Source organism: Albibacterium profundi, assembly GCF_042159835.1.
GTDB lineage: Bacteria > Bacteroidota > Bacteroidia > Sphingobacteriales > Sphingobacteriaceae > Albibacterium > Albibacterium profundi.
The window spans coordinates 907522-931966 of record NZ_JBBVGT010000002.1 but is presented as its reverse complement, the minus strand read 5'-3'; the positions used below and the strand labels follow the sequence as shown (position 1 = coordinate 931966).

Annotated in this window: 23 protein-coding genes; 9 read left to right on the top strand and 14 right to left on the bottom strand. The window is 40.6% G+C overall.

The window, feature by feature from the left end; translation table 11 throughout:
* Positions 1-4: 4 nt before the first annotated feature.
* Both ribH and WKR92_RS05560 read right to left on the bottom strand, forming a co-directional pair.
* Positions 5-499: a 6,7-dimethyl-8-ribityllumazine synthase gene (gene ribH, locus WKR92_RS05565; protein ID WP_375556828.1), complete on the bottom strand. Its 495-nt coding sequence runs from the start codon at positions 497-499 to the stop codon at positions 5-7.
* A 17-nt stretch (positions 500-516) separates the two neighbouring features.
* On the bottom strand, positions 517-1197 hold the full coding sequence (locus tag WKR92_RS05560; RefSeq protein ID WP_375556827.1) for a tetratricopeptide repeat protein: 681 nt from the start codon (positions 1195-1197) through the stop codon (positions 517-519).
* Positions 1198-1344: 147 nt separating this feature from the next.
* Here WKR92_RS05560 and recF point away from each other — a divergent pair, with 147 nt between their 5' ends.
* Positions 1345-2448: a DNA replication/repair protein RecF gene (recF, locus tag WKR92_RS05555; protein WP_375556826.1), complete on the top strand. Its 1104-nt coding sequence runs from the start codon at positions 1345-1347 to the stop codon at positions 2446-2448.
* A 3-nt stretch (positions 2449-2451) separates the two neighbouring features.
* Positions 2452-2745, top strand: a complete 294-nt coding sequence (locus tag WKR92_RS05550; protein WP_375556825.1) for a DciA family protein — start codon at positions 2452-2454, stop codon at positions 2743-2745.
* Here WKR92_RS05550 and WKR92_RS05545 read toward each other — a convergent pair.
* From WKR92_RS05545 to WKR92_RS05535, 3 genes are read right to left on the bottom strand one after another with little or no spacing between them, the layout of a single operon-like run.
* A complete protein-coding gene (locus WKR92_RS05545) occupies positions 2723-3259 on the bottom strand; it encodes a shikimate kinase (protein ID WP_375556824.1) in 537 nt (178 codons plus the stop codon). The genes WKR92_RS05550 and WKR92_RS05545 overlap by 23 nt on opposite strands.
* Positions 3259-4428, bottom strand: a complete 1170-nt coding sequence (locus WKR92_RS05540) for a BT_3928 family protein (RefSeq protein WP_375556823.1) — start codon at positions 4426-4428, stop codon at positions 3259-3261. Before WKR92_RS05540 ends, WKR92_RS05545 begins: the two co-directional genes overlap by 1 nt.
* 6 nt (positions 4429-4434) lie before the next feature.
* Positions 4435-4974, bottom strand: a complete 540-nt coding sequence (locus tag WKR92_RS05535) for a DUF1599 domain-containing protein (protein ID WP_375557960.1) — start codon at positions 4972-4974, stop codon at positions 4435-4437.
* An 80-nt stretch (positions 4975-5054) separates the two neighbouring features.
* Between WKR92_RS05535 and folP the strand changes: the two genes are divergently transcribed.
* The 5 genes from folP to WKR92_RS05510 are packed head-to-tail and all read left to right on the top strand — an operon-like array spanning position 5055 to position 9190.
* Positions 5055-5918: a dihydropteroate synthase gene (gene folP, locus WKR92_RS05530; RefSeq protein WP_375556822.1), complete on the top strand. Its 864-nt coding sequence runs from the start codon at positions 5055-5057 to the stop codon at positions 5916-5918.
* Positions 5915-6454 (top strand): dTDP-4-dehydrorhamnose 3,5-epimerase, encoded by a 540-nt coding sequence (gene rfbC / locus WKR92_RS05525; RefSeq protein WP_375556821.1) that lies wholly within the window; start codon positions 5915-5917, stop codon positions 6452-6454. The genes folP and rfbC overlap by 4 nt, the downstream gene beginning before the upstream one ends.
* Complete coding sequence (gene rfbD, locus WKR92_RS05520; protein ID WP_375556820.1) at positions 6451-7296, top strand: dTDP-4-dehydrorhamnose reductase; 846 nt, start codon at positions 6451-6453, stop codon at positions 7294-7296. Before rfbC ends, rfbD begins: the two co-directional genes overlap by 4 nt.
* The gene (locus WKR92_RS05515) at positions 7293-7844 is read left to right on the top strand and encodes an NUDIX hydrolase (protein WP_375556819.1); all 552 of its coding nucleotides are present in this window, start codon (positions 7293-7295) and stop codon (positions 7842-7844) included. Before rfbD ends, WKR92_RS05515 begins: the two co-directional genes overlap by 4 nt.
* 29 nt (positions 7845-7873) lie before the next feature.
* Positions 7874-9190 carry a nicotinamide mononucleotide adenylyltransferase gene (locus WKR92_RS05510; protein ID WP_375556818.1) on the top strand — a complete coding sequence of 439 codons (1317 nt, stop codon included), beginning with the start codon at positions 7874-7876 and terminating at the stop codon, positions 9188-9190.
* 1 nt (position 9191) lies between these two features.
* Here WKR92_RS05510 and WKR92_RS05505 read toward each other — a convergent pair whose 3' ends face one another.
* Positions 9192-9389 (bottom strand): hypothetical protein, encoded by a 198-nt coding sequence (locus tag WKR92_RS05505; protein WP_375556817.1) that lies wholly within the window; start codon positions 9387-9389, stop codon positions 9192-9194.
* Positions 9390-9439: 50 nt separating this feature from the next.
* On the bottom strand, positions 9440-10444 hold the full coding sequence (gene tsaD, locus WKR92_RS05500) for a tRNA (adenosine(37)-N6)-threonylcarbamoyltransferase complex transferase subunit TsaD (protein WP_375556816.1): 1005 nt from the start codon (positions 10442-10444) through the stop codon (positions 9440-9442).
* Positions 10445-10508: 64 nt separating this feature from the next.
* Between tsaD and WKR92_RS05495 the strand changes: the two genes are divergently transcribed.
* A complete protein-coding gene (locus tag WKR92_RS05495; protein ID WP_375556815.1) occupies positions 10509-14894 on the top strand; it encodes a translocation/assembly module TamB domain-containing protein in 4386 nt (1461 codons plus the stop codon).
* On the opposite strand, the gene WKR92_RS05490 is transcribed toward WKR92_RS05495, so the two are convergent.
* The 7 genes from WKR92_RS05490 to WKR92_RS05460 form a co-directional block, all read right to left on the bottom strand.
* Complete coding sequence (locus WKR92_RS05490) at positions 14891-15460, bottom strand: DUF3109 family protein (protein WP_375556814.1); 570 nt, start codon at positions 15458-15460, stop codon at positions 14891-14893. The two genes, WKR92_RS05495 and WKR92_RS05490, sit on opposite strands and share 4 nt — an antisense overlap.
* Positions 15461-15462: 2 nt before the next feature.
* Positions 15463-16233 (bottom strand): DUF3108 domain-containing protein, encoded by a 771-nt coding sequence (locus tag WKR92_RS05485; RefSeq protein ID WP_375556813.1) that lies wholly within the window; start codon positions 16231-16233, stop codon positions 15463-15465.
* A gap of 27 nt (positions 16234-16260) precedes the next feature.
* A complete protein-coding gene (locus WKR92_RS05480) occupies positions 16261-16776 on the bottom strand; it encodes a DUF2480 family protein (RefSeq protein WP_375556812.1) in 516 nt (171 codons plus the stop codon).
* 68 nt (positions 16777-16844) lie between these two features.
* The gene (locus tag WKR92_RS05475; RefSeq protein ID WP_375556811.1) at positions 16845-18947 is read right to left on the bottom strand and encodes a SurA N-terminal domain-containing protein; all 2103 of its coding nucleotides are present in this window, start codon (positions 18945-18947) and stop codon (positions 16845-16847) included.
* A 165-nt stretch (positions 18948-19112) separates the two neighbouring features.
* The gene (lptC, locus tag WKR92_RS05470; protein ID WP_375556810.1) at positions 19113-19667 is read right to left on the bottom strand and encodes an LPS export ABC transporter periplasmic protein LptC; all 555 of its coding nucleotides are present in this window, start codon (positions 19665-19667) and stop codon (positions 19113-19115) included.
* A 5-nt stretch (positions 19668-19672) separates the two neighbouring features.
* Positions 19673-20974 (bottom strand): BamG family beta-barrel-assembly machinery protein, encoded by a 1302-nt coding sequence (bamG, locus tag WKR92_RS05465; protein WP_375556809.1) that lies wholly within the window; start codon positions 20972-20974, stop codon positions 19673-19675.
* Positions 20975-21071: 97 nt separating this feature from the next.
* A complete protein-coding gene (locus tag WKR92_RS05460) occupies positions 21072-22052 on the bottom strand; it encodes a DUF6427 family protein (protein WP_375556808.1) in 981 nt (326 codons plus the stop codon).
* A gap of 130 nt (positions 22053-22182) precedes the next feature.
* Here WKR92_RS05460 and WKR92_RS05455 point away from each other — a divergent pair, with 130 nt between their 5' ends.
* Positions 22183-24438 (top strand): glycoside hydrolase family 20 protein, encoded by a 2256-nt coding sequence (locus tag WKR92_RS05455; RefSeq protein WP_375556807.1) that lies wholly within the window; start codon positions 22183-22185, stop codon positions 24436-24438.
* Positions 24439-24445 lie beyond the last annotated feature (7 nt).

The following is a 24445-nucleotide window of genomic DNA, read 5'->3' as shown; positions in this document are numbered from 1 at the left end:
TTTATTATTTTGTCAGGCTAGCTTGAATATGCGCCATTTGAATTGCCGTAATTGCAGCTTCTTCTCCCTTATTCCCATGTTTTCCGCCTGAACGATCTTCTGCCTGCTGCTGGTTATCGGTGGTCAATACACCAAATATGACCGGTTTGTTATACTTAATTGAAACATTGGCTATGCCATTGGCAACGGCATCACAAATAAAGTCGAAATGACGCGTTTCTCCTTGAATTACGCAACCTAGGCAAATCACAGCATCGAGAGATGTGTCGCTGAGTAGCATGTCTGCACCGGAGATTAATTCAAAGCTTCCAGGCACTTGAATGGTTTTGATGTTTTCGGGTGCGACTTTCTTATCTAGAAGCAATTGGTAAGCACCGTCATATAATGCGCCTGTAATGGCAACATTCCATTGAGCGACAACAATTCCAACCTTCAGGTTCTCTGCTGAAGCGACTTCAAGATGTGAAAAATCAGATAGGCTTTTCAGATAAGTTGCCATGGACTATAGGATCTTGTTTATAACTGTGCTTCTGCACGTGCTATATAGGCGTCTGCCACAGAAGCTTCGTAACTTCTTGGGTATTCGTTTTTAATCTTCTTGTAAGCTTCTAAGGCTCCCTTAAAGTCGTTTTGAGCTTCATTAACTAAGCCCAACTTCTTTAAAAACAAAGGAGATGTAAAATCATTCGACTTTAACTCAGCTGCTTTCTTGTATTGTTCAGCTGCCTTTTTATAGTCTTCAAGCTCAGAGTAAGCATCGCCTAACAGACCAATAACAAGAGGATCAAGAATTGGACTACCAGTTGACGTATATTTCTCTAACGCATCAACTGCTTCTTGATAAGAACCTTGACGTAAATACAAGCCGCCAAGGTACGCATTGGCTATATTAGCCGAAGGTGTATTGGAGTATTCTTTTGCTATTTGCTCAAAACCCGGGTATGAACCGTCACCGGAAATTGCTAGCTTCTGAAGTGAATCGATTTGTGCGTATGCTTCGGCTTTGAAAATTTCGTTGCTTGCTTTTTCAGCACGTGGAGCCAAATAGAAGTTTTGATAGCCTATATATAATAAAACTAGGACGACAATTCCTCCTGCGATAAAACCTAAGCTTTTTTGGTTTTCTTGTATAAAGCTTCTTTCCCCGCCGTGAGCCGAAGAAGCAGTCGTTATTTTGTTTTTTGCTTTTGCTGACATCTTTAAAAATAATTCGGACTGCAAAAATACGTTTTTAGCTTGGAGATACAAGGGCTTTAGAGAAGTTTATTCCTCGTAACCGGGTGAATCAGTTGTTTTTGTGCTTGTCGGTCTTGGAAATTAATTAAAAACATATCTTTGTTAGCTATGTGGCTAACGGAACTTTCCCTTTTGAATTTTAAAAATTACGATGAATTGATAGCCGAATTCTCACCCACGGTGAACGTTTTTTACGGGCATAATGGTGCAGGGAAGACGAATTTGCTTGATGCCGTGCATTATCTTTCTTTATGTAAGAGTTATTTTAACCCGATTGACTCTCAGCAAGTCAAGCAAGGACAGGAATTTTTTATGATTCAGGGGCGCTTTGAAAAAAACGATCAGGAGGATGTGATTGTATGCAGTCTGAAGAGAAATCAAAAGAAAAAGTTCCAACGTAATAAGAAAGATTACACTCGTCTAGCAGATCACATCGGTTTATTTCCTTTGGTGATGGTTACACCGAACGATTCGTCGCTAATTATGGAAGGAAGTGAAGAGCGTAGAAAGTTTGTCGACAATGTAATTTCACAAACGAACTCGGCTTATCTTGACTTGCTGATTACCTATAATAAAGTACTACAAAACCGGAATAGTCTATTAAAACAGGCACGGGGTGTGAGGCTTGACGAGGCGCTATTAACGATCTATAATGAGCAACTTATTGATCTCGGTGAGCGGATTCATAAAGAGCGGAAGCGATTTATGAAGTTGTTTATCAAATTATTTGATAGGCATTATTCATTTTTGACGAACGATGCCGAGGATGCAGGGCTTCACTATGAGTCTCAGTTGAATACCGATTCATTTGAAAACCTATTGAGCAAGTCGCTCGAAAAGGATATGCTATTGGAAAGGACGACCACGGGTATTCATAAAGATGATCTGATATTTAGCGTAAATGGCATGCCTTTGAAAAAATTTGGATCGCAAGGTCAGCAGAAATCGTTTGTCATTGCGCTGAAACTTGCGCAATACACCTTTCTTACGCAAGAAAAAGGGTTTAAACCTTTACTTCTACTCGATGATATTTTTGATAAGATTGATATGCTGAGAATTAAGCGACTGTTAATCATGATATCAGAGGATGAGTTTGGCCAGATCTTTATAACCCACACCAACAAAGAAAGAATTGAGGAGCTGTTCGAGAGTATCTCGGTTGATTTGCGTACTTTTGAGATTGAGAAGGGCACGCTTAAGAAAGTCGGTTAAGGTATGAACAAACGAAACAATGATAAGACATTAAAGGAAGCCATTGATCAGATGCTCGAAGTGTATCGATTGAGGCAGAAGTTTGATGAGACATCCATTGTCGCTGCATGGCCTGAACTGATGGGTACGGCGATAGCGAATCGAACCACCCGTCTTTATATTTCTAATAAAAAACTGTTTGTTGGACTCGAATCATCCGTTATAAAAAACGAACTTATGATGATGAAAACTCAGATTATGAAAAAGCTCAACGATCAAGCTGGTAAAGAAATTATTACATCGATTGTGTTTCTTTAACGAGCAATTCCAACATGTTTTTCGGTGACAATTTCAGTGGGTTAATGTGAATCCGCGCTTTTTTGTAAAAAGTCGACCGTTCTTCGAGTTTGTCGTGGATATAGCTTAATAATTGCTTGTCATCCATATTGGATAATAGAGGTCGCGTGCTCCTATCGGAAGTGATTAGCCGACTCAAAATAACTTTTGGGTTTAGATCCAGGTAAAGGGTTAGACCGTGACGATTCATCCAGTCGATATTATCACGATAGCAAGGAGCTCCGCCGCCGGTTGAGATAAAAGCACCTGCGTCGGGAGCGATTGATTTGAGTGTTTTTTCCTCCAAGTCTCGAAACGCGTTTTCGCCGTGTAGTTCAAAATAATCACTGATAGACATACCCGATGTTTCCACAATTCGTTGGTCCAAATCAATAAACGGCACATCGGCTAGACGCGATAGCTTTTTGCCCAATGTAGTCTTGCCACTACCCATAAAGCCAATGATAAAGATGGGAAGATGTATTGCGTTATTCATTATTCCGGAGAAAGGTATTTAGAAGAAAGTTGTTCAGCATCGGGCATTAAATGAAAATGCCATTTCTTGATTACCACACCATCTCTTAATAAGACAAGGCCTGGGTTGGAACGAACCATCGTTTTCAAGGGTACCGCATCTGCAAATAGAGCCTCGGCGTATAAAGTACTGTCACCGATTGCGCTTTCAACATCGGCAAGTGTGCTAGCGGTTAACAGAACCGTATGTAACCGGTAGTCGCGTGCAAGGTCTTTCGCCAGTTTATTCATTTTCAGCAAAGCAGGCTGATTTGCTTTATTAATATCATATGCTACGATCAATAAAATATTATCCGGGTTGGCAACTATATCATCAGTACGATTAATCCCTTCATGATCATTAATGATTAAATCACTGATGGGAACCTGATATCCTTCTTTTACAAGACGGGTTTCGGGGTCACCTATAATCTTCCACTCTTCATCCTTCCAAATTTCTTCGCTTAAGTATTCTTTGTCCGTCATTTTTTTGACTTCGCCGGAACGCTCGTTTTCGAGGGTATAGATAGTTTCATACTCGTCCAGAGACTCCCCTTCTGGAACGGTCATAAGCGATGGTAGATGATTGCCAACTTTGTATGGTAGGAAATCAACTATAGGCAGGAAGTTGTAGGTATAAACACCCAGACCTACAGAAATCACAATGATGCAGGCTGTTAAAATTGAGCGAGTGTAGGAATCACTGATCAGCGGAGTGATTTTCCGTTGGTGGTAGACAAGGAAGCTTATAAGGAGCAATAGGATACAATCCTTAATAAACGATTGCCAAGGCGTAAGCGGAATAGCGTCTCCAAAACATCCGCAAGAGGTGACGACTTCAAAATAAGCAGAATAAAAGGTGAGGAAGGTGAAGAAAATTGTCAATAGTAAAAGTCCCCAGACAACTTTTTTTCGCCAGAAGCCAAAGATCAGCAAGGAACCTAATATGATTTCTAAACTGCAGATAAAAATAGCGAAAGCAACTTTATAGTCGTTCAAAAACGGCAGTCCGAATACGGTAAAATACTCTTCAAGTTTATATCCAAAACCAATGGGGTCATTAGCTTTAACGACACCTGAAAAAATAAATACTGCGGCTACGATGATCCGAACAATCCAAATCGCTTGATAGGAGATGTGATTTTTTGCCATTTATAACTAATTAATTCCCATCCGAATGAGCGCGAACACAGCGTAGTTGAGCATATCTTGGTAGTTTGCTGCAACACCTTCAGATACGAGCGTTTTGCCTTGGTTATCCTCTATTTGTTTGGTGCGATAAATCTTCATCAAGATAAGGTCAGTTAATGAACTGATCCGCATATCTCGCCATGCCTCACCGTAATCGTGGTTTTTGGCCGTCATCAGGTCGAATGTTTCCTTAACTTTAAGATCGTATTTGCTTTCAAGATCTTCTAATGAGACTTCAGTAGGTTCATCGTCCTGCATTTCTACCTGTAACAGAGCAATGACGCAGTAATTAACAATTGCGATAAACTCCGATTGGACATCTTCGTCTACTTTTGCCATGCCTTCGGTTTCAATTGTGCGTATCCGTTGTGCTTTGATAAATAGCTGATCAGTAATCGATGTGAGTCGCATAATTCTCCAAGAGGTACCATAATCTTTCGCTTTCTTTAAGAACAACTCTTTGCAATGATTTATTACTGAATAGTATTCTTTTGTAGTATCTTTCATTTTGATATCGATGACGCTTCCTGTTTTCACAAAATTACCGGAATATATGTAATTTAGCGAACACATAAAAAATTAATTAGGTGCTTAGTTCAAGTTTCAAAACAATTCGTTCGGGTCAAACCTTACTGGATCTCAGCAGTCCAAAAATTATGGGGATTGTGAATGTAACTCCAGACTCATTTTACGATGGAGGCAAATATTCAAACAGCGATAAGGCACTTGAACATGCTACTAAGCTTCTATCAGAAGGGGCCGATATATTAGATATAGGAGCGTATTCATCGAGGCCCAATGCAAAGTACGTAAGTGAAGATGAAGAGCTTGCGCGTCTTATTCCATTTATTGTACGATTGAAGGAGTTGCATCCGACCAGTATTATTTCGGTTGATACGTTCCGTGCGAAAGTCGCTGCCGAAGCCATTGTAAATGGGGCTCATATCATAAACGATATTTCAGGAGGAAGTCTCGATGAAGAAATGTTTGCGACCGCTGGACGGCTACAAGTTCCTTATATCTTGATGCACATGAGAGGAAACCCTCAGACGATGCAATCATTGACGGATTATGATGATCTTATTTCAGATATTTCTGATTATTTTGCAGAACGAATTCCGAAATTGAGGAGGCACGGGGTGCACGACATTATTTTAGATCCGGGGCCGGGTTTCGCAAAAACCATCGAACAGAATTATGAACTTATCGGTCGATTTAAAGAATTGAAGGGTTTCCGGCTCCCATTATTGGGAGCAGTATCCCGCAAATCTATGATATACAATGCATTAAATGTTTCTGCAAATGATGCCTTGAGCGGTACGATCGTATTGAACACAGTACTCTTACTGCAATCTGCGAATATTTTACGAGTGCATGATGTTAAAGAAGCGAAAGAAACGATTCGATTGATCGGGTTATTAAAACAACAAAAACAATTGCTTAACCTATGAAGATAATAGAAAATCCGCTTGAAGGAGTATTTCTTATTGAGCCAAACGTTATAAAAGATGAACGCGGTTATTTTTACGAAAGTTTCAATGAGCGTACATTTCACGATTTGACGGGGCAAGCTGCTCATTTTGTTCAGGATAATCAATCCTATTCATCATACGGAGTCATTCGTGGTTTACACGCCCAGGCAGCGGAACACGCCCAGGCGAAGTTAGTCCGCGTGTTAAGCGGTGAGGTGTTGGATGTGATTGTGGATGGTCGAAAGGATAGTAAAAGCTACGGCCAGAGTTATACGGTGCGACTAAATGCAGCGAATAGGTTTCAGCTCTATATTCCGAGGGGTTTCTTTCACGGCTTTGCTGTTTTGAGTGATACGGCCGAATTCTTTTATAAATGTGATAATTTTTATCGAAAAGATGCTGAAGTCGGCATTTTTTATGATGATCCGGACTTAGGTATCGACTGGGGGATTGTAGATGAAAAGCGTGTCCTTACTGATAAAGATATGAACTTGCCATTGTTTAAAACGATATGAAAAAAGCGATAGTATTAGGAGGGAGCGGCCAATTAGGTCAATGTATTCAAGCTGCAGATACCGGCGGATTGGAAATCATCTACTGTAATTCGCAGGATGCAAACGTGCTTGAGGAAGACCAGCTTCGTACTGTTTTTAGTCGCGAACGACCGGATGTTATCATTAACTGTGCAGCCTATACGGCGGTTGACGCAGCAGAAGATGAGCCCTTGAGAGCGGCTGCAGTTAACGCACAAGCACCTGAACTGATAGCTCAATTGTGTTTAGAATATAATATTCTTCTGATTCATATTTCAACCGATTTTGTGTTTGATGGATATTCGCCAACTCCTCGTAAAGAGAGTGATGCGCCCAACCCGATCGGCGCCTATGGGAAAACAAAATTGGCCGGAGAAGAAGCGATTACGCATACGATGGAGAAGTTTGTTATCCTTCGCACTAGTTGGTTATATTCAGAGTATGGGAATAACTTCCTTAAAACCATGATACGAGTGGCTAAGGACCGTGGAGAGCTGTCGGTGGTTTATGATCAGACGGGTACACCGACCTATGCTATGGATCTTGCAGATGCAATCGTAAAAATAGCTCTCATGGATGAACCAGTTTACGGTATTTATCATTATAGCAATGAAGGAGTGGCTTCATGGTATGATTTCGCACATGCTATTTTTACTGCTTCAAATATGAATGTGAAACTACATCCGGTGCTTTCTGCTGCTTATCCTACAAAGGCAGAACGACCCAAATATTCGGTATTGGATAAAGCAAAGCTAAAAAAGAACTTTAAGCTCGATGTTCCCCACTGGCGAGACAGTTTAAATAAATGTATTAGCAGATTATGAGTGAGTTAAGCTGGAAGGTTTTAGAATCTAACTATTTGGTAAAGGCTCCTTGGGCTGTCTTAAGAAAGGATGTATGTCAAATGCCGAACGGGCATATTGTGCCGGAATATTACGTGTTAGAATATCCAGATTGGGCTAATGTTGTTGCTCTGACGAATGAAGGCCAGTTTATTCTAGTGAAGCAGTATAGACACGGAGCTGGTGAAGTGTTCTTGGAAATACCAGGAGGGGTTATTGATGAAGGAGAGACGGCACAGGAGGCTGCTGTGCGGGAAATGTTGGAAGAAACCGGCTATGAATTTGAGTCTTTCGAGGAACTTTGTCAGCTTTATCCGAACCCTGCTACGAGTAATAATATAACTACCACATTCTTAGCACGAGGCGGCGTGAAGAAGCAAGAACAAGCTTTGGATTCTCAGGAGGAGATTGATGTCCTTTTGGCATCACCAGATGAGCTTAAGGAGTTTCTTTTCGAAAACAAGTTCGGACAATCCCTGCATGCGTCCGCACTGTTTTATGCTCTTAAACATTTGGAGCTGATAGGCTAGAGATCTTTTTAAATTATTATTTTTGCCACATGGCAAGAGAAATCTTTGAGACGAAGCGCAAGGCTTTGAGAATAAATCTAAACGGTGAGATTTATGGGACCTTTGCAGAGATTGGTGCAGGTCAGGAGGTAGCGCGCAATTTTTTTACCGCAGGAGCAGCTTCAGGAACCATCGCTAAATCTATGTCGGCTTATGATATGGCTTTTAGTGACTCGATTTACGGAGTAGAGCGTTCCAAGCGCTATGTTAGTCAATCGCGACTCGAAAAGATGCTTGATCATGAATATCGCTTACTAACCGAAAGATTAAAAGGACCTAAATACGCTGATAGGAGCCTTTTTGCCTTTGCCAATACGGTGACGACCCTTAACTTTAGTAAAACAAATGACCCACATGGATGGATTGGAATTCGTTTTCAGGTAGAACCCGGTGGTAAGCCTAATGAAATTATCTTCCATGTCCGTCTGCTTGATAGCGACTCAAGTCTACAACAGTCGGTGCTCGGTATTTTGGGAGTAAACCTGGTGTATGCATCCTATTACTATAGGAACGATCCGCAGGTGATGATTGAATCGTTGGTTGATAATCTCTCTCCAGGATCTGTCGAAATTGATTTGGTTAAAGTGAAAGGAACGATTTTCCGCGATACTAATGAACGCCTGCTTAATTTATATTTGGTAGCGAAGAATTTCTCCAGTGCAGCGATCTTTGATCCGGACGGTCATGTACTGCAAGCCAAGGATTTCCTTTATAAAAAGGATATTATGATCTTACGGACGAAATATCGACAACAGTCCAATCCCAATTTTGATCTCTTTAACTTGGCTGTGGAGGAGTTTAGAAAGAATACCAAAACAAAGGAATCAAATCTAGTCGTTATGATTGAGGTGTTGATGTCCAATGCCCTGGAAGATCAATTGCATTTGAGTCATGAAGATTTAAATTATTTTGCCAAACGGGCGGAAGATTTGTGTGCAACTGGAAATCACATTATTGTATCGAACTTTTCACGTAATAATTTTCTTGCTGAGTTTCTGTCTAGATTTAAACCGAGAAGCGTAGGTATCTCAAGCAATATTTCGAATCTTCGAAATATTTTCAATTCCAAGTTATACGGAGATAATTATACAGACGAGTTATTGGCATACGTCAGTGGAATGTTCAGTAAGAACGTTAAGCTCTATGCCTATCCTTATTTGAACAGAAAGAATGATGAAGTGATTACGACAGCAAACATGCCTGTCTCGCCAGAGGCAAGGCCGTTATTTGAGTTCCTCATCCAAAATCAATACATTATCGACATTGAAAATTATGATATACGCTTTGTAAAAACGTTGAAGCGTTAGGCTAATTATTTGGGAAAAAAGTCTCGTATTGAGGCGCAATGAAGAAGGCTACGTATAATGCAGCGATAATTAGTGCGATCAAGGCGAGCAATCCCCATTGGCGTGTTTTGGTTCGTTTGTCTTTTCGAGCAATCCAGATGAGTAGAACCACAAAAGGGATCACAAAGATGGCGAGAAATATTAAGCTTGGAGTATCCATTGTGTTATATTATATGATGCAAAAGTCCACAAAAAAAAGCTAAAAAAGAATTATTCGACTGACCACCGTGTTAAAGGAGCGACATCCTGTGTAGTGAAATCTTTTTCTAAGTATTTATAATAGCCCGCAATACTTATCATAGCTGCATTATCTGTACAATACTCGAACTTTGGAATAAAGATATTCCATTGGTTTTCCGCCCCTCTTTCCTTTAATGTGCTTCTTAACCCACTATTTGCGGATACACCACCCGCTATTGCAATGTTTTTGATACCCAGAGATTTAGCTGCTGTTTCTAGTTTGTTTAAGAGGATGCTGACGATCCGATCTTGTATGGAGGCGCAAATGTCAACAAGGTTGTCTTCGACGAATGATGGGTTCTTTGCCGTATTCCGTTGTATGAAATATAAGATGGATGTTTTTAGACCGCTGAAACTGAAATTAAACTCAGGTACATTGGGCTCGGGAAATTGAAACCTTAGCGGATCTCCTTGTTGTGCATAGCGGTCGATCAAGGGGCCACCCGGATAAGGTAAATTGAGGATCTTAGCAGTTTTGTCAAAAGCTTCGCCGGCCGCATCATCTAATGTTTGCCCGATCAATTCCATCTCGAAGTAGTTGTTGACTTTCACAATCTGTGTATGTCCGCCAGATACAGTGAGACACAGAAAAGGAAATTCCGGTTTTGGATCTTCGATGAAGTGGGCCAATATATGCGCTTGCATATGATTAATCTCAATTAATGGAATGTTTTTAGAGAGTGCGAAGGCTTTGGCAAAGGAAGTGCCGACCAATAGAGAACCCAAAAGTCCGGGTCCTCGCGAAAAAGCAACCGCATCTATGTCATTTTTATGTATTTTTGCATCTATAATACATTGGTCGACCGTGGGGATAATGTTTTGCTGATGCGCCCGGGACGCGAGTTCAGGGACCACACCACCATATTTCCCATGTACGGCTTGGTTTGCGATAATATTTGAGTATATTTTTCCGTCTATACAAATAGATGCAGATGTTTCGTCACATGTGGACTCAATGCCAAGGATGGTTGCCAAATTGTTTGTTATTTAAATAAAAGACAAAAGTATCAAAAAAGTACTAAAAATAGCATTGTGGTTGTTGCTTGGGATTGTTGTACTTCTTATAGCCTTGACCCTTTCATTGCAATTGAAGCCGGTTCAGAACTACATTGCGGATCGGGCGGCCAATTACTTGTCGGAAGAGTTGGATACTGAAATTCATTTAAGATCTATTTATTACGAACCTTTTAATTCGATAAAGATCGAGGAACTTTTCGTCGCTGACCAAGAACAAGACACTCTTTTATACTTTGGTGAATTCGGCGCTCAATTAGATATCCGTTCGTTGCTTAGTTCGAAACTTATTGTCAACGATCTGACGATAAAAGAAGGCAAAGTACTTATAAAAAAGTACCGTGACTCTACAACAAATTTTACATTTATTCAGGACTATCTTGCACCTCAACGCGCAGACACCCAAAAAGAGAAGAAGCAGTTCGAGCTAATTCTGCCTGATGCTTCTTTCAGTGGTATCGAATTCCGATATATAAATTACTTGAAAAGACAAGAGGTTGACGGCATTAATTACAACGATATTCATATTTATGGGCTAGGTGGAACATTACTGGAAATAGATTATGTGAACCATCTGTTTCAGACTAAAATCAGTGACTTGACCTTCCGCGAGAAATCGGGTCTTGTGGTGAAAAATATTACAACCGATCTGACTGTCGACAGCAACCGGATGGAATTTGCTGCGCTTGACCTCGAGTTGAACTCTAGTTATATCAAGGATTATATTCTCTTCGAATACGACTCTCTTTCGGCATTTTCGAATTTTATCGAAGATGTTCAGGTAACTGGAAACCTTCAGAATTCTCGTATTGTTTCTCGTGATATAGCTTATTTTTCACCGGGCGTGGGTGTTACGGATTTTAATGTGCTCTTTAGTGGAAACTTAACGGGCACTGTCGAAGATATCCATGCTAGTCAGGTTCAGATACGCGCTGGCAAACAAACATGGCTGGAAGGTGATCTTACAATTCGTGGACTACCCGATATCAATAACACGCTATTCGATATGGATCTTTCTAGGCTGTTGACAAACCGACAGGATCTCGAGAGGTTGGTAGCAGGATTTAGCGGACAGAATACGTTTATGTTGCCGGCGGTGATTGACCGGATTGGGGATATTCATTATCAGGGTCGGGTGACGGGCTTCTATAACGATTTTATAACGCAAGGCATCTTCAAGTCGAAATTGGGCGATGTGGTTGCAGATTTGAAACTATCCCTTAAAAACAAAGGGTCCTATAGTGGGAAACTATTGACTCCGGGTTTTGAGTTAGGACTCTTGTTAAACAACCCAATCATCGGATCAGTTGCTGGAACGATTGAAGGGAGCGGTCTCGGTTTCGCTTTGGCTGATCTTTACGAAGAGGTAAATGCCTCAATCGATTATTTGGAGTATCAGGGTTATCGCTATACGGATATTTTGGTTGACGGAACCTATTCAGATCGATATTTTACGGGTAATGTGGATATAGACGATACCAATTTACGTTTATCTCTTGTGGGAGAGGTTGATGTTAGCAACGGGCAACTTATCGCGGATATACATGCAGATGTCGACAAAGCTGATCTTTATCGCTTGAAACTCACAAAGGACTCATTAGAGCTAGCCGGTGTTGTATCTGGAAACTTCTCTGGTAAGGAACTGAATACTGTTATTGGCCAGCTTTCTTTAAGGGATGTTTCTCTTATCACACCGGATACAGTTTTTAGAACGGATTCAGTGGTTTTAATAGCGGAAGGACTTGAGGATAATCGGACTATTGCGATTCAGTCGGATGTCTTGGATGCTCGTATAAATGGACAGATTGATTTGAATACCTTTCCGTCCTATTTTAAAGGGATTGCTAAGCAGTATGTACCATCGTTGGATGTGAATATTATCAATGGAGGAAATCAAGAGTTTTCTTTCGATTTAACCTTGAAAGATTTTACGCCGTTTTCGTTGCTTTTCGTACCCGGTCTAGAGATTCCTGAGGAGGTGATTATGACGGGAAAGTTTTCTTCAGTTGATGGAGTCAGCTCATTAAGCGGTTTTGTGCCTGTCGGAATATATAAAGGGGTAACGATAAACAACTTAATTTTTGACCAGACTGCAAATAATCAGTTTTTAAATTTATTCGTTACCTCAGATCGTGTCAGCTTTACGGATAGCCTATTCATTAATAATGTAAACATTGCCAATATTCTGCGGAATGATAGTTTACGTTTTAACATTAAAATGTCTGATCTTGATGAAACCAATCAACTCGACTTGAACGGCCTTGTGGAGTTTGGTGAAGAGTCTTCGTCGCGACTCAGTTTACTGCCATCGGACATGATTATTAATAACGAAGATTGGCGAATTGAGGAGAAGGTAAAGTTTGACTTCGAGGAAGGAAAGACACTGATTAATGGTTTAGAGCTATCGCAGGGAGAGCAAATTGTAGCCATCGATGGAGCAATATCAAAAAATGATGATGATATTCTGAAAATAACTTTTTCCGACTTTTTGTTGGAAACGTTTAATCCGCTTACAGTACCGCTTGGCATTGATTTAGCTGGCATGATGAACGGTGAAGTGCAAATTCGATCCCTATTAGAACAACCTTTCATTCAAAGCGATATTCGAGCCGATGATATTGTCTACAATGAAACAGCAATTGGCGACATGACGGTAGGTGCCGCGCTTGATCCTGAAACGAGGGTGGTTCGGGTAAAGGTTGATATCCAAGATGGTGGAGTGGAATCGTTAACTCTCAATGGAGTGTATGATGCATCAAATGAAGAGAGCCCGCTGAATTTGCAAGCCCATATGGATGAAAATCCATTGATTATTTTTAGCCCATTTTTGCGAAATTTAGTTTCAGACCTATCGGGTACAGCTACTGCCGATTTGACGATCACCGGAACATCATTGAATCCCGTGATTAATGGCACTGCTCGATTGAACAATAGCAGGATGGTTGTGAATTATTTGCAGACTCCCTATCGAATTGATGATGAGATAAGTGTCAGCAACAGTAAGATCCTCTTGAAAGACTTAATTATTGTTGATGAGAACAATCAACAAGCCGTCGCAAATGGGTCGGTGGATATGTCTAATCCCATCAACCCTGAAATCCATGTAGATATTTCCGCTAATAATTTTATGGCATTGAATACGACTGCGAAGGACAATCCATTATATTATGGTGTCGCATACGGAACGGGTAGTTTCCGATTTAATGGACCGACAGATGATATTGATATTCAAATCGTAGCAGCTACAAACCGGGGAACGGTTATTAATATACCATTGAATGCAGCCGGGGAGATTACAGAACAAGATTTCATAACTTTTGTCAATGCGGATTCGACGGCAACACCGAAGCCCAATTCCTTTGAAGGGCTTACAATGACGATGGACTTGTCGGTTGACCCAGAATCGGAAGTAAATATATTTACAGACCTAGGGAAGTTATCAGGACGGGGTGAAGGGCTTTTATCTTTGCATATCACAAGTCTAGGCGACTTTGAGATGTTTGGGGATTATGCGATACAACAGGGAAAATTTGAATTCACAGCTCAGGACTTCATCAATAAAATATTTGAGATTGAAAGCGGAGGGTCGATTCGATGGACGGGCAACCCTGAGGAGGCGTTGATTAATCTTACGGCGACGTATCAGGTACGAACCAGTGTTAGGCCACTTTACACCGCAGCGGGGCGCGCAGGTACGGATCAGCGTGTTCAAGCGCAAGCCGAAATGATACTCAACGGAAATCTCTTACAACCCGATATAACTTTTGGAATCGATTTCCCTACCGATTCATATGTAGAGGATGAACTCCAGAGCTATTTGAGCGACATAAACAATGTAAACCAACAGGCGTTGAGTTTAATTGTACGACGTAGCTTTGCTCCGGGAACTGGCACTGATCTTACGAGAGAGCTGAATACGACTGTCTTTAGTGCAGGTACTGAGTTGGCTTTTAATCAATTAAATAACATTATCTCTCAATCATTAAACTTGAATTTTGTTGATTTCAACATCCGGTCTTTCAATGAAGCTAGTGCTTCCATAAGATTGCTAAATGATCGACTAATCTTGACGGGAGGCGTAACAGACCGTAGAGGCGAACTGAACGATTTTAATGTTTTTGGAAAGGATATTGCGAGTGATGTAGAGGCTTTGTATTTGATAAGGAAAAGTGGGAATCTGTTATTTAGAGCGTCGAACCGACTAAATAACAGGAATTTCTTAAATCCAGAAGATGAGTATGTGAGTGCCTTCGGGCTTGTTTATCGTCAGGAGTTCGATACGTTCGGCGAGTTCTTTAGAAAATTAGTTTCGTTTTCGAAGAAGAAGCCAGCCGAAGATGCATCGTTTATCGAGTTTAAGACTGACACAACTGCCGCTTCCAAAGACACTATTAACGTAGATCTGAATTAAAGGACGTCGCTCTTAGCAGTATCTTCAAGCTCTTTAAACCACTCTTCTCCGTATTTTCTGATTAAGGGAGCTTTTACGAAGTTATAAACTGGAACGTTTAATTGCTTTCCAAAAGAGCAGGCTGCATGGCAGATATGCCATCGATCATAGTTAAGCACATCAAATTCGGGATACTGAGTAATTCGGATGGGATAGAGATGGCAGGAGATTGGTTTTTGCCAGTCTATCTTACCGTCCTCAAAAGCTTTTTCAATGGCACATTTTGTGATTCCATTTTCCCAGGTCACATAAGCACATTCTTTATTTTTATCAACACAGGGTGTAGTGAGATCTCCGTCATCGTCAACAACATGGGTTCCTCGCGCTTCAATCGTTTCGATACCTGTAGTTGTCATATATGGCTTCACAGCAGGATATATTCTTTCCAGTATCTCAAGCTCATCTTTCTCTAATGGTGCGCCAGAGTCTCCTTCAATACAACAAGCACCCTTGCAAGCATTGAGATTACAAACAAATTCTTCTTTGATGAGATCCTCACTAACTAGGACGCCGTCTATTTCAATCATTTTTAATTTTTCTTTAAGGGATACTTTAACCCCGATGCATCAGTTAGCTCCAGGGTTACAGACCCAACTAATATCTCAACTTCCGCTTTTACGGGTATTCTGTTTCCATCATCAGTGACCCACAAGTAAAGTTTGCTATCTTTCCTGAAAATCCGGCCAGGTTTAATTTCTGGGCTGAATTTTAAACAGTTGAAGGTTCCCATATCTGTCTTGATGCGCTCTTTGCCGAGATATGTAATCCCTAGTGTGCTGACTTCATCGTTTAAGAAATAAGTCATATTAAAAGACTGGCCTACTTTTATCTTCGATAGATCAAGGTTTCTGGCAAAATAATAAGCAGAGAGCAAGTCAAATGTTTGACTAGCTCCTTTAAAAGTACCTTCATTACCTTTTATTTTCCGCTGCTTTTGGTAGAAGCGAACTTTATCGTTTCTTCTGTACTTACCCTCCTTTATCGTTTCAGAATAGAAGTAGGGGAGAAATGTGTCTTGGTCAATATACGAGTTGTAACGATTGTGCACACCAAAAAGAAGACTAAATGCACTTGATGTTTTCCCTTCTGCCGACAGATGATAGGTCGGTTTTCCGTCGAATTTCAATGTGCTCTTGTTGACCTTCAATGTACCGTTTGCTGCAGAAACAAAACCATATTTTAATTTATACTTTAATACCTCACCTGGCTTAAAAACGGGTTCGTTCAGATGTGGCAAATCCTGCGAAAAACCATTGAACCATAAGAATGAGATAAAAGCTACTAATATTATTTTCTTCATATAGAAGGTATGGCAAAAAATATGCCTTTAAGCTTTTCGCTTAAAGATTGGCACGGATGAGCAGGCTTCACCGTACATAATACTTTTTGCAACTTTACTTAATTTTCTCGTCAATGTAATGAATGCAGACTCTGGAACTTTGATATCACCGCAACCTTTCACCATAATTCGTTGGTCGACGAATTGCTCCATATGCAATTGTCCAAGTGCCTTTTCGTAGAGGATGGATCTGAGTTGTTCGATGGACCCAAAGGTAACTTCGCTCACATAAGGCTCGAGCTTATTAGAAATTAGCATATAAGCCCAAGTCGGGATAATTGCATCTGTCGAACAGGTGATAGCTACGTTCTTACCTTCATATTGCGACCAGTCGTTTTCTTTCACGAACGCCCTAAAATCTTTCTCTCGAAGGATTAAACCGTGGAATAAATGGTCTTTGATATCAAATAAAACCAGCTCGCCTTTCGGCGCTAAGGTTGCAAGGTCAAAAGTGATTAGACCACTTGCCGCAACTTTATTTACTATTTTATCTTGAATTTCCATGCTTTATATACAAAAAATCCGGATAAAGAGAGAATCTCTATCCGGATACAAAGTTAGGTATTTTAAAATTAATAGAATCTTGCTCTATTATCGGTAATATCTGCTTTTTCTAAAAGTGCTTGGAATACACTGCCCGGCGCGCGCTGTTGAAGCATGTTTATACTTTGCTGCTTGATTGCATCAAGGTTTTGAGCCTGTTGCGGATTGATAAAATCATGGACAGAAACAACGTATACACCACGGTTTCCTTCAATACTTTTTGACAACGTGTTCGGTTGAAGACCAAATACGGTTCCGATCACTTTGCCTTCTTGAGCTACGCCTGGGATTATCGGGTTTGCGAACACAATATTTTCTGCCTTCACAGCAGTTTTATCTAACTTTTGACCGAGTTCCTCGATAGTAGACGTGCCATTCATCGCACTATTCAGCTTTTCGGTCAGAATAGCTGCTTTTGCTTTATTGATAACTTGAGTTTTAATATCTTCTTTAACGCTGTTAAGCGGAAGGTATCCTTCTTCTCTGATCTCAGATAACTGGGCAACAACATATTTGTTTGGTAATTCATATACCTTGTCCGTTACATCACCCTCTTCTGCCTTATATGCCCAGCGGATCAGTTCACGCGGGTTCTCGAGGTCTTGAATGAAGGTTTGCATTGGTGCAATCTCAGTGCCGTTTTGAATGGTGTAACCCGCATCAGCAGCAAGATCATTGAAGTTGTCCTCGTTAACTTGTCCGAAGAATTCTGAAGCTTCACTGTAAGCCGCATTTAAAGTTTCTTTACTGCTTTGGATGGAACGATCGATAATCGCAGCCTTTACAACTTTTGATGATCCTATTTGATTGTCTATTCTGATTACATGCACACCGTATTGGGTCGGAACCACAAGGACATCACCAGTTTTACCGTCGAAAACGGCATTTTCAAAATCGGGGATCATGGCGCCTCTTCCGAAGGTTCCTAATTTACCGCCTTCTTCTCTCGATGCATCGGTCCCGAACTGAGAAGCTAAATCTGCGAAGCTTGCACCATTTTGAATAAGGTTTTTAATAGAGTCAGCTTTTGCAGTTGCCTGATCAACTCCGCCTTCTAAAGCAGGATTCAGTAGAATATGACTAGCTGTTACTGAATCGGGTCCAACTTTGCTTTCAAGCACCTTAGCCATTTCGTAGGTTCCGTTCGATAAGAATGGACCCACAACTGTTCCCGCAGATGCATTGAATAAAGCAGAATCCAAAGCCGGTGATAAATTGCCCTTCGTATAGTACGTAACTGGATACTTAGTTTCGGAATTGATAGCAGCATACAATGAATCATTTTCTGCAATTTCTAATCCATGAGCCAATTCTGTTGCTTTTTCTTTTACAGCTAATGAGTCGGCAGCTGTTGGCTCAGCATTAAAGACCACGTAACGAATACTTCTTGTTTCGTTAGGATTATAGAACTCCTCTTTATGCTCATCATAGTACGCTTGATAATCCGCATCTGTTACCTCTACATCTTGATCTGGTATAGAAGAGTAATCGAGCAGCAGGTAGCTAAAGTTTGCAATCTTGTTTCGTTGTTTATGCTCCTCTTCCGCTTCTAAGGACGTAACATAGACGCTGTTTTGGATTAACTGATTATATTTTTGCTGCAAGCGATCGTTTTTAATCACTTGTAAGAAATTCTCCCATTGCTGTTTTTGAACGCTGCTTGCCGGCTCGTTTCGGATATTAGTTAAGAAAACACTTAATTGATTACGATCAAACTCTCCTGTTTGAGGGTTTGTGAAAGATTGTACAATTTGTGGAGACGGGTTTTGTCCGGAAACCATGTCATTTAACTCGCTTGACCCCACGCTCAAGCCTATTCTTTCCACCTCTTCCTCAAGTAAAGCATTGGAAATATATTGGTTCCAGACGTTCTCGACAACATAGGCGCTCATTTGATCGTTTGATCCACCCATTTGCTGACGCATATTATTAATACCAGCTTCCACCTCTTGATTAAAGGTTAGATATTCTATTTCCTCCCCATTAATCTCGCCGATTTGATTTTGATTCGCATTCATATTCCCCAGCATCTGAGGGATAATCTCACCTAATAAAAATGCAATAAGAGCGATCCCGATTGCCCATACAACCAATAAGCCTGCGCGGTTTCGCAAAAAAGTCATTATTCCCATAGAATCTTCTATACTTAGTTTAGTTTGTTAATTCGTTTGCTCTTTGAATTCAAACGTGTAATATACATGTTTTACAAATGCGGGCGCAAGATACAATTAAATGTAAAAATTAAAAAGATAAATTAAAAAGATAGCGTCGAAAAGTCCTGTATCTTAAAGAAATAATCAGAGCCGATCGTCGCTATTAAGTCGAATATCACCGGTATGAGAAGTGATTTCAAAATGGGAAAAATCTTCCGTAGCCCAAAATGATGTGCCATATGCGATTTGGTCATTTACGGTTATTTCTACTGGAAGGTTCGAATAGAATCGACCTGTGTTCTCATCCCATATAAGCTCTTCCGATTTCAGTGTCATGCCGTCTGCACGAGTGGCAACTACATTCTTCTTTAGCTCAGTAATGCCGGTATTGACATGTTGGATTGCATAATCTGAACGTACCCGTTGTGTTTCCGTCCGAGTGGAATCGTAAAGTATCAATAAGCCACCTTCTGGAAACTCATAGAATGGGTTTTCAGTTTTATGGTGTAACATCTTTGGTGTTGTCAATTGGGCTTTTACAATAGCGGAATCGCTGTAGATAACTTTCACTCCATGTGAAACATCGATAGGTTCTTCGTTTATATCTTGAGATACCCGTTCTACTTCCTCCAGATCGTTTTCACAGGCAACGAGTGACAGGAAAAGGAAAGGAACGATATATAGATATCTACGAACCATCTTATTTAGTCATATTTATAACGTTGGAACCAGCGGTCATTAAGAGTAAATCCGAGTCGGAGCGTGATGTAGTTCTCTTTAACTAGGTTACTACTCAGGGTTCCCCTCTGACCAAATTCTGCTGAGAGATTTATTTTATAAAAAGTACTCTGTCGGTTGGATGGCAACGGAAGGCCGAGTCCGACAGTGATGGCCATATCGTTTATATCCTGCTCATTTATGCGCAATTGAGTTTTATCGTACCGAAACCCAAGACGATAATCGACTAAGCTAAAATACCGATTCGAGGTATAGTCGGGAGTCAGGCTACCTCCGATGGCAAATCCATAACGATCTTCAAAATTACCAGCTACATCACCTTCTTGGAAATCAGACCATTTTCCATAATGGAAATCCCCACCAATTAGCCATGAGTTATGCTTCCTGAAACTGACACCCACCTTATGCTCTAAAGGCATGATGATATCCTGACGGGCAAACTCCTTGTAGCTGATGGTATCTAAGGCGATATTGTCTTCTATATCAGTTTCGTTGCCAAAGGTTCTAGTTGCCGATCGAGTAGCTTTGGAACGTAGGGAGTGACCTGAATTGCCTGAATAGCCGATTACTAATCCATAGTTGTCGTTGATATTCGTAAAGTATTGTATTCCATAGTCTAGTGAAAAGCCATTGATCGCCCTGCTATTTTCAATTTTAGAATTGAGTGCACCAGAATTCAACGGATATTGTGCTTCTTGGTTCTCCTCTATTTTCCCAAATATGTAACCAGCGTTTGCGCCGATGCTAAAGTGCTCGCCAATTTGTTGACCATAGCCAAAGTAGGCTTTAGTAAGTCCGCCTTCTCCCGAATATACACTGTTTATATTCATGGTATCAATTGTTCCAGGCGCTGAATACCTGTAGCCAACACTTGAATAAGGCTTAAAACCGAAACTAAGCGCGGATTTCTGAGACACGGGAACCGCAAACGAGAGATATCCCAAGGAAAAGTTTTTGTTGCTTTGCTTTATATTTTCGCGTTGCTGTGTCGAAAAGTTTCCATATACACCAATGTCAATCGCCATTAACCTGATACTGGAATAAGAGGCTGGATTTTCAGTATTGATATTATAATAGGAACCTAGACTGCGTATCCCAGTAGAGATGCCCCCCATTGCCCTCAATTGAGGAAGGTTTTCTCCACCTAGTTCTCCCAAACCGTATTTTGAATAGGGGGAGCTGGTCAATGATTGCGCCATAGCTCCTGAAGAAACAAAAAGCAACGTCAAGCAAACAAAGTTACGGATGGATAATTTTGATAGAATCATGGATAGTTGTTAACGCAAAAAATGTATTTTGCATGCAAATCTATTTATTTTTTACCTGCTTTGCATGCTATTTTTGTTAAAAAAGGTTAAAGATACTTTATATCCATTGAAAATATAGTATAGCTAAAAATAAAAGAGCGAACGCACTTTCATATAACCACCTTGTTTTAGCGTGAGTGAAATAGTATGCCATATAAATTGCAAGTGGGGCGACGCAAAGAAGGAAATGATATTCTTCTAGATTGCTGTTGAGGTAGAAAGAGACAGTTGCCAACAACAACATAAAAAACAGTAATTGAAATGCCTTGCGAATAAAGACGAGGCTTTTGAAGAAGTTTTGCCTAATTGAAATAATGAATAATATCAGAATGAACAGCGGAGCTAGGAGTACCCAGTAATCATATAAATCAATATTGAGTGATGTGGGAAAAGTTCGAGTAAGCGGATGCCAGATCATTTTAAATGCATCGAGCATATCAAACCATAAGTAAATGATGAAAAGTAAGAAGTAGATCGTAATGAATCCCATCACTCCGACGATCCACTCACGCAAATTGAATGATCGGAAGATAATAAGTGCAAACCAGATAACGGGAAACATGGCAATAAATGGGAAATAGAATAAAGACCCTACTGCGATAATTAATCCCATATCAAATAACACGGCCATGATTTCTCCGGCTCGATATACCGACAATAGCTTGTCTATCATCCAGATTAACAAAAAATTACACAACAGTGCCGATGACAGGGTAAGAAAGGGCGTAATAATGCTTGCTAGTGTCACGAAGATCAGTGCTGTTAGGTAATTAACCTTTCCTAATAAATTGTACTTGCTAATAATATGATTTAATAAGATCCCTTGCAAGATTGTTAGGCTCAACGTGATTAAGATGCTTGATTCTGGCGTAATTGATTTTTCGTAAACATTGCCGATAAGGTTTGAAAGAGCCGGAGCAAAAAAAACGGGTCTGAGATCAATTGGCACGTTGATAAAAGCACCGATACAAAGTAAGAGAGCTATTGGAATTAAATATATTAGATTAACGGGAGTATACCTCCTGAATAAATTAATCATCTTCTAAGAATATGCAAAGTTCACAAAACTACTAATTAATCAACATAATGACGGTTGAAGACAAAGCTAAATAATAGCTTGAGCTTTTTTCGTAATTTAGCGTTGGATATTAAACTATACCATGATAAAAATGAACAAATCATTAATATTATCGATGCTCATCGCTTGTTTGCTACCGCTCAATCTGTTTGCACAAGAATCTATACCCTTAATACCAAAGCCGCAAAAATTAATTATGGAGTCAGGTTCGTACAATTTGGCAACCCCAGGTCTCCAAGTTTCAGCATTCGAAGAGTTTATGGATGTGTCAGAGTTGCTTAAAGACCTCCCATATATTGATTTCGAAGAGGTAGAGTTAATAAAAAAGCGAAAGAGGATTCCCGACGTAGGTATTCGTTTGATTCCTCCTGAAGATGGAGATAAACTTCCAAAAAATGCCTATCGTGTTAAGGTTGATTCTCAAGGCATTGTTATAACTGCATGGGATAGCCCTGGAATGATAAACGCGATTATGACTCTTGTGCAAATTTCTTATCTACAGGATAAGGGCTACGTGGTGCCTGCACTGACAATAGAAGATTCGCCGCGATTCGGTTATCGTGGGCTACATTTGGATGTTTCACGACATTTTTTTCCAATGTCCTTTTTGGAAAAATATATTGATTTAATGGCTATTTATAAATTAAATAAATTTCATTGGCACTTAACTGATGGTGCAGGCTGGCGATTGGAAATTGATCAATATCCGGAGCTGACGCAGAAGGCAGCCTGGCGGAACTTCGCCCTATGGAAGGATTGGTGGAACAGTCCGCGACGCTACGTCGAAATGGGATCTCCTAATGCTCACGGCGGTTTTTATACTCAGGAAGAAGCTAGGCACTTGGTTGATTATGCAGCAAAAAAGGGTATTACTGTGATTCCGGAGATTGAAATGCCAGGCCATTCAGAAGAAGTATTGGCTGTATATCCTGAGCTATCGTGCTCCGGCTCACCATATATTAATTCCGAATTTTGTATTGGTAATGAAGAGACATTTACCTTTTTAACAAATGTGTTGGATGAAGTTATGGCGGTATTTCCTTCCGAATTAATTCATATAGGTGGCGATGAGGCAAGCAAAGAAAGCTGGAAGACATGTCCTAAGTGTAAAAAGCGAATGGAAGAGGAAGGCTTGGAAAATGTGGATGAACTGCAAAGCTATCTAATAAAGCGCATCAACGAATATGTGAAATCAAAAGGCCGTAAAATTATCGGCTGGGATGAAATTCTTGAAGGTGGGTTAGCAGAAGGGGCGACCGTAATGTCTTGGCGAGGAGAAGAGGGCGGAATAGAAGCTGCGAATACCGGGCACGATGTGATTATGACACCTGGCTCTCCTATGTACTTTGATTCTTACCAAAGCAACCCGATGGATCAACCAGAAGCAATCGGCGGCTTTACGCCTTTATCGAAAGTATACGACTATGAACCGATACCCGGTGAGATTGCAGACAATAACCAGAAGCATATCCTAGGCGTCCAAGCAAATTTATGGACTGAGTACATGCCCACCCAGGAGCATGTCGAATATATGGCTTATCCTCGCGTGTTGGCATTGTCGGAAGTGGCATGGACCGCAGCTGAACAAAAAGATTGGGATGACTTCGAAAATAGATTGCAGAGTCATTATTTGTTATTGCAACGACATAATGTTAATTATTACCGGCCGACCTACAAGCCGATGATCAAAGCATTGTATGATGACAGTACTGAAAGTTCGAAGGTTACTATTTCGTCAGAACAATATGAACCTACCATACGGTACACAATCGACGGGACTGATCCGACGAAGAATTCACCTGCATACGTTGAGCCTTTAGAGTTATTAAAATCAACTTTGATCAAGAGCGCGGTGTTTGCTGACTCGACTCGTTTAGGTGCAATTGATAGTCTGCAGGTCGATATTCATCGTGCGATCGGTAAAGAAGTGGTCTATAATAACCCTTGGGATACCTACGAAGCGCATGGAGCAAAGACCTTGGTGAATGGAATTAAAGGCGGCCATAGTTATGGAGATGGCGAATGGCAGGGCTTTACAAAAGGCGGACTCGACGTGACGATTGACTTCGAGCGGCGAGAAGAATTCAATTCACTCTCGATTCGTTTTATGCAGGTTACCGGACCGGGTGTATATATGCCTGGCAAGGTAGTTTTAGAGGTATCCGACAATGGGAAGGATTTCAAAGAGTGGAAAAGTATAAAGAACGATGTGCCAACAACCCGCTCCAGATTGAACTTTAAAGAATTTACATTCGATTTAGAGGGTAAAATGGCACGCTATCTACGCGTTAAAGCGACGAATCCACAGGGGGGCTATTTATTTACTGATGAGATTATCGTATACTAAAATTCAA

Bases quoted from the DNA above. Each gene is read 5' to 3' on its own strand.
- ribH (WP_375556828.1), bottom strand. From the start codon at position 499: ATGGCAACTTATCTGAAAAGCCTATCTGATTTTTCACATCTTGAAGTC.
- WKR92_RS05560 (WP_375556827.1), bottom strand. From the start codon at position 1,197: ATGTCAGCAAAAGCAAAAAACAAAATAACGACTGCTTCTTCGGCTCAC.
- recF (WP_375556826.1), top strand. From the start codon at position 1,345: ATGTGGCTAACGGAACTTTCCCTTTTGAATTTTAAAAATTACGATGAA.
- WKR92_RS05550 (WP_375556825.1), top strand. From the start codon at position 2,452: ATGAACAAACGAAACAATGATAAGACATTAAAGGAAGCCATTGATCAG.
- WKR92_RS05545 (WP_375556824.1), bottom strand. From the start codon at position 3,259: ATGAATAACGCAATACATCTTCCCATCTTTATCATTGGCTTTATGGGT.
- WKR92_RS05540 (WP_375556823.1), bottom strand. From the start codon at position 4,428: ATGGCAAAAAATCACATCTCCTATCAAGCGATTTGGATTGTTCGGATC.
- WKR92_RS05535 (WP_375557960.1), bottom strand. From the start codon at position 4,974: ATGAAAGATACTACAAAAGAATACTATTCAGTAATAAATCATTGCAAA.
- rfbC (WP_375556821.1), top strand. From the start codon at position 5,915: ATGAAGATAATAGAAAATCCGCTTGAAGGAGTATTTCTTATTGAGCCA.
- rfbD (WP_375556820.1), top strand. From the start codon at position 6,451: ATGAAAAAAGCGATAGTATTAGGAGGGAGCGGCCAATTAGGTCAATGT.
- WKR92_RS05515 (WP_375556819.1), top strand. From the start codon at position 7,293: ATGAGTGAGTTAAGCTGGAAGGTTTTAGAATCTAACTATTTGGTAAAG.
- WKR92_RS05510 (WP_375556818.1), top strand. From the start codon at position 7,874: ATGGCAAGAGAAATCTTTGAGACGAAGCGCAAGGCTTTGAGAATAAAT.
- WKR92_RS05505 (WP_375556817.1), bottom strand. From the start codon at position 9,389: ATGGATACTCCAAGCTTAATATTTCTCGCCATCTTTGTGATCCCTTTT.
- WKR92_RS05490 (WP_375556814.1), bottom strand. From the start codon at position 15,460: ATGATTGAAATAGACGGCGTCCTAGTTAGTGAGGATCTCATCAAAGAA.
- WKR92_RS05485 (WP_375556813.1), bottom strand. From the start codon at position 16,233: ATGAAGAAAATAATATTAGTAGCTTTTATCTCATTCTTATGGTTCAAT.
- WKR92_RS05480 (WP_375556812.1), bottom strand. From the start codon at position 16,776: ATGGAAATTCAAGATAAAATAGTAAATAAAGTTGCGGCAAGTGGTCTA.
- WKR92_RS05475 (WP_375556811.1), bottom strand. From the start codon at position 18,947: ATGGGAATAATGACTTTTTTGCGAAACCGCGCAGGCTTATTGGTTGTA.
- lptC (WP_375556810.1), bottom strand. From the start codon at position 19,667: ATGGTTCGTAGATATCTATATATCGTTCCTTTCCTTTTCCTGTCACTC.
- bamG (WP_375556809.1), bottom strand. From the start codon at position 20,974: ATGATTCTATCAAAATTATCCATCCGTAACTTTGTTTGCTTGACGTTG.
- WKR92_RS05460 (WP_375556808.1), bottom strand. From the start codon at position 22,052: ATGATTAATTTATTCAGGAGGTATACTCCCGTTAATCTAATATATTTA.
- WKR92_RS05455 (WP_375556807.1), top strand. From the start codon at position 22,183: ATGAACAAATCATTAATATTATCGATGCTCATCGCTTGTTTGCTACCG.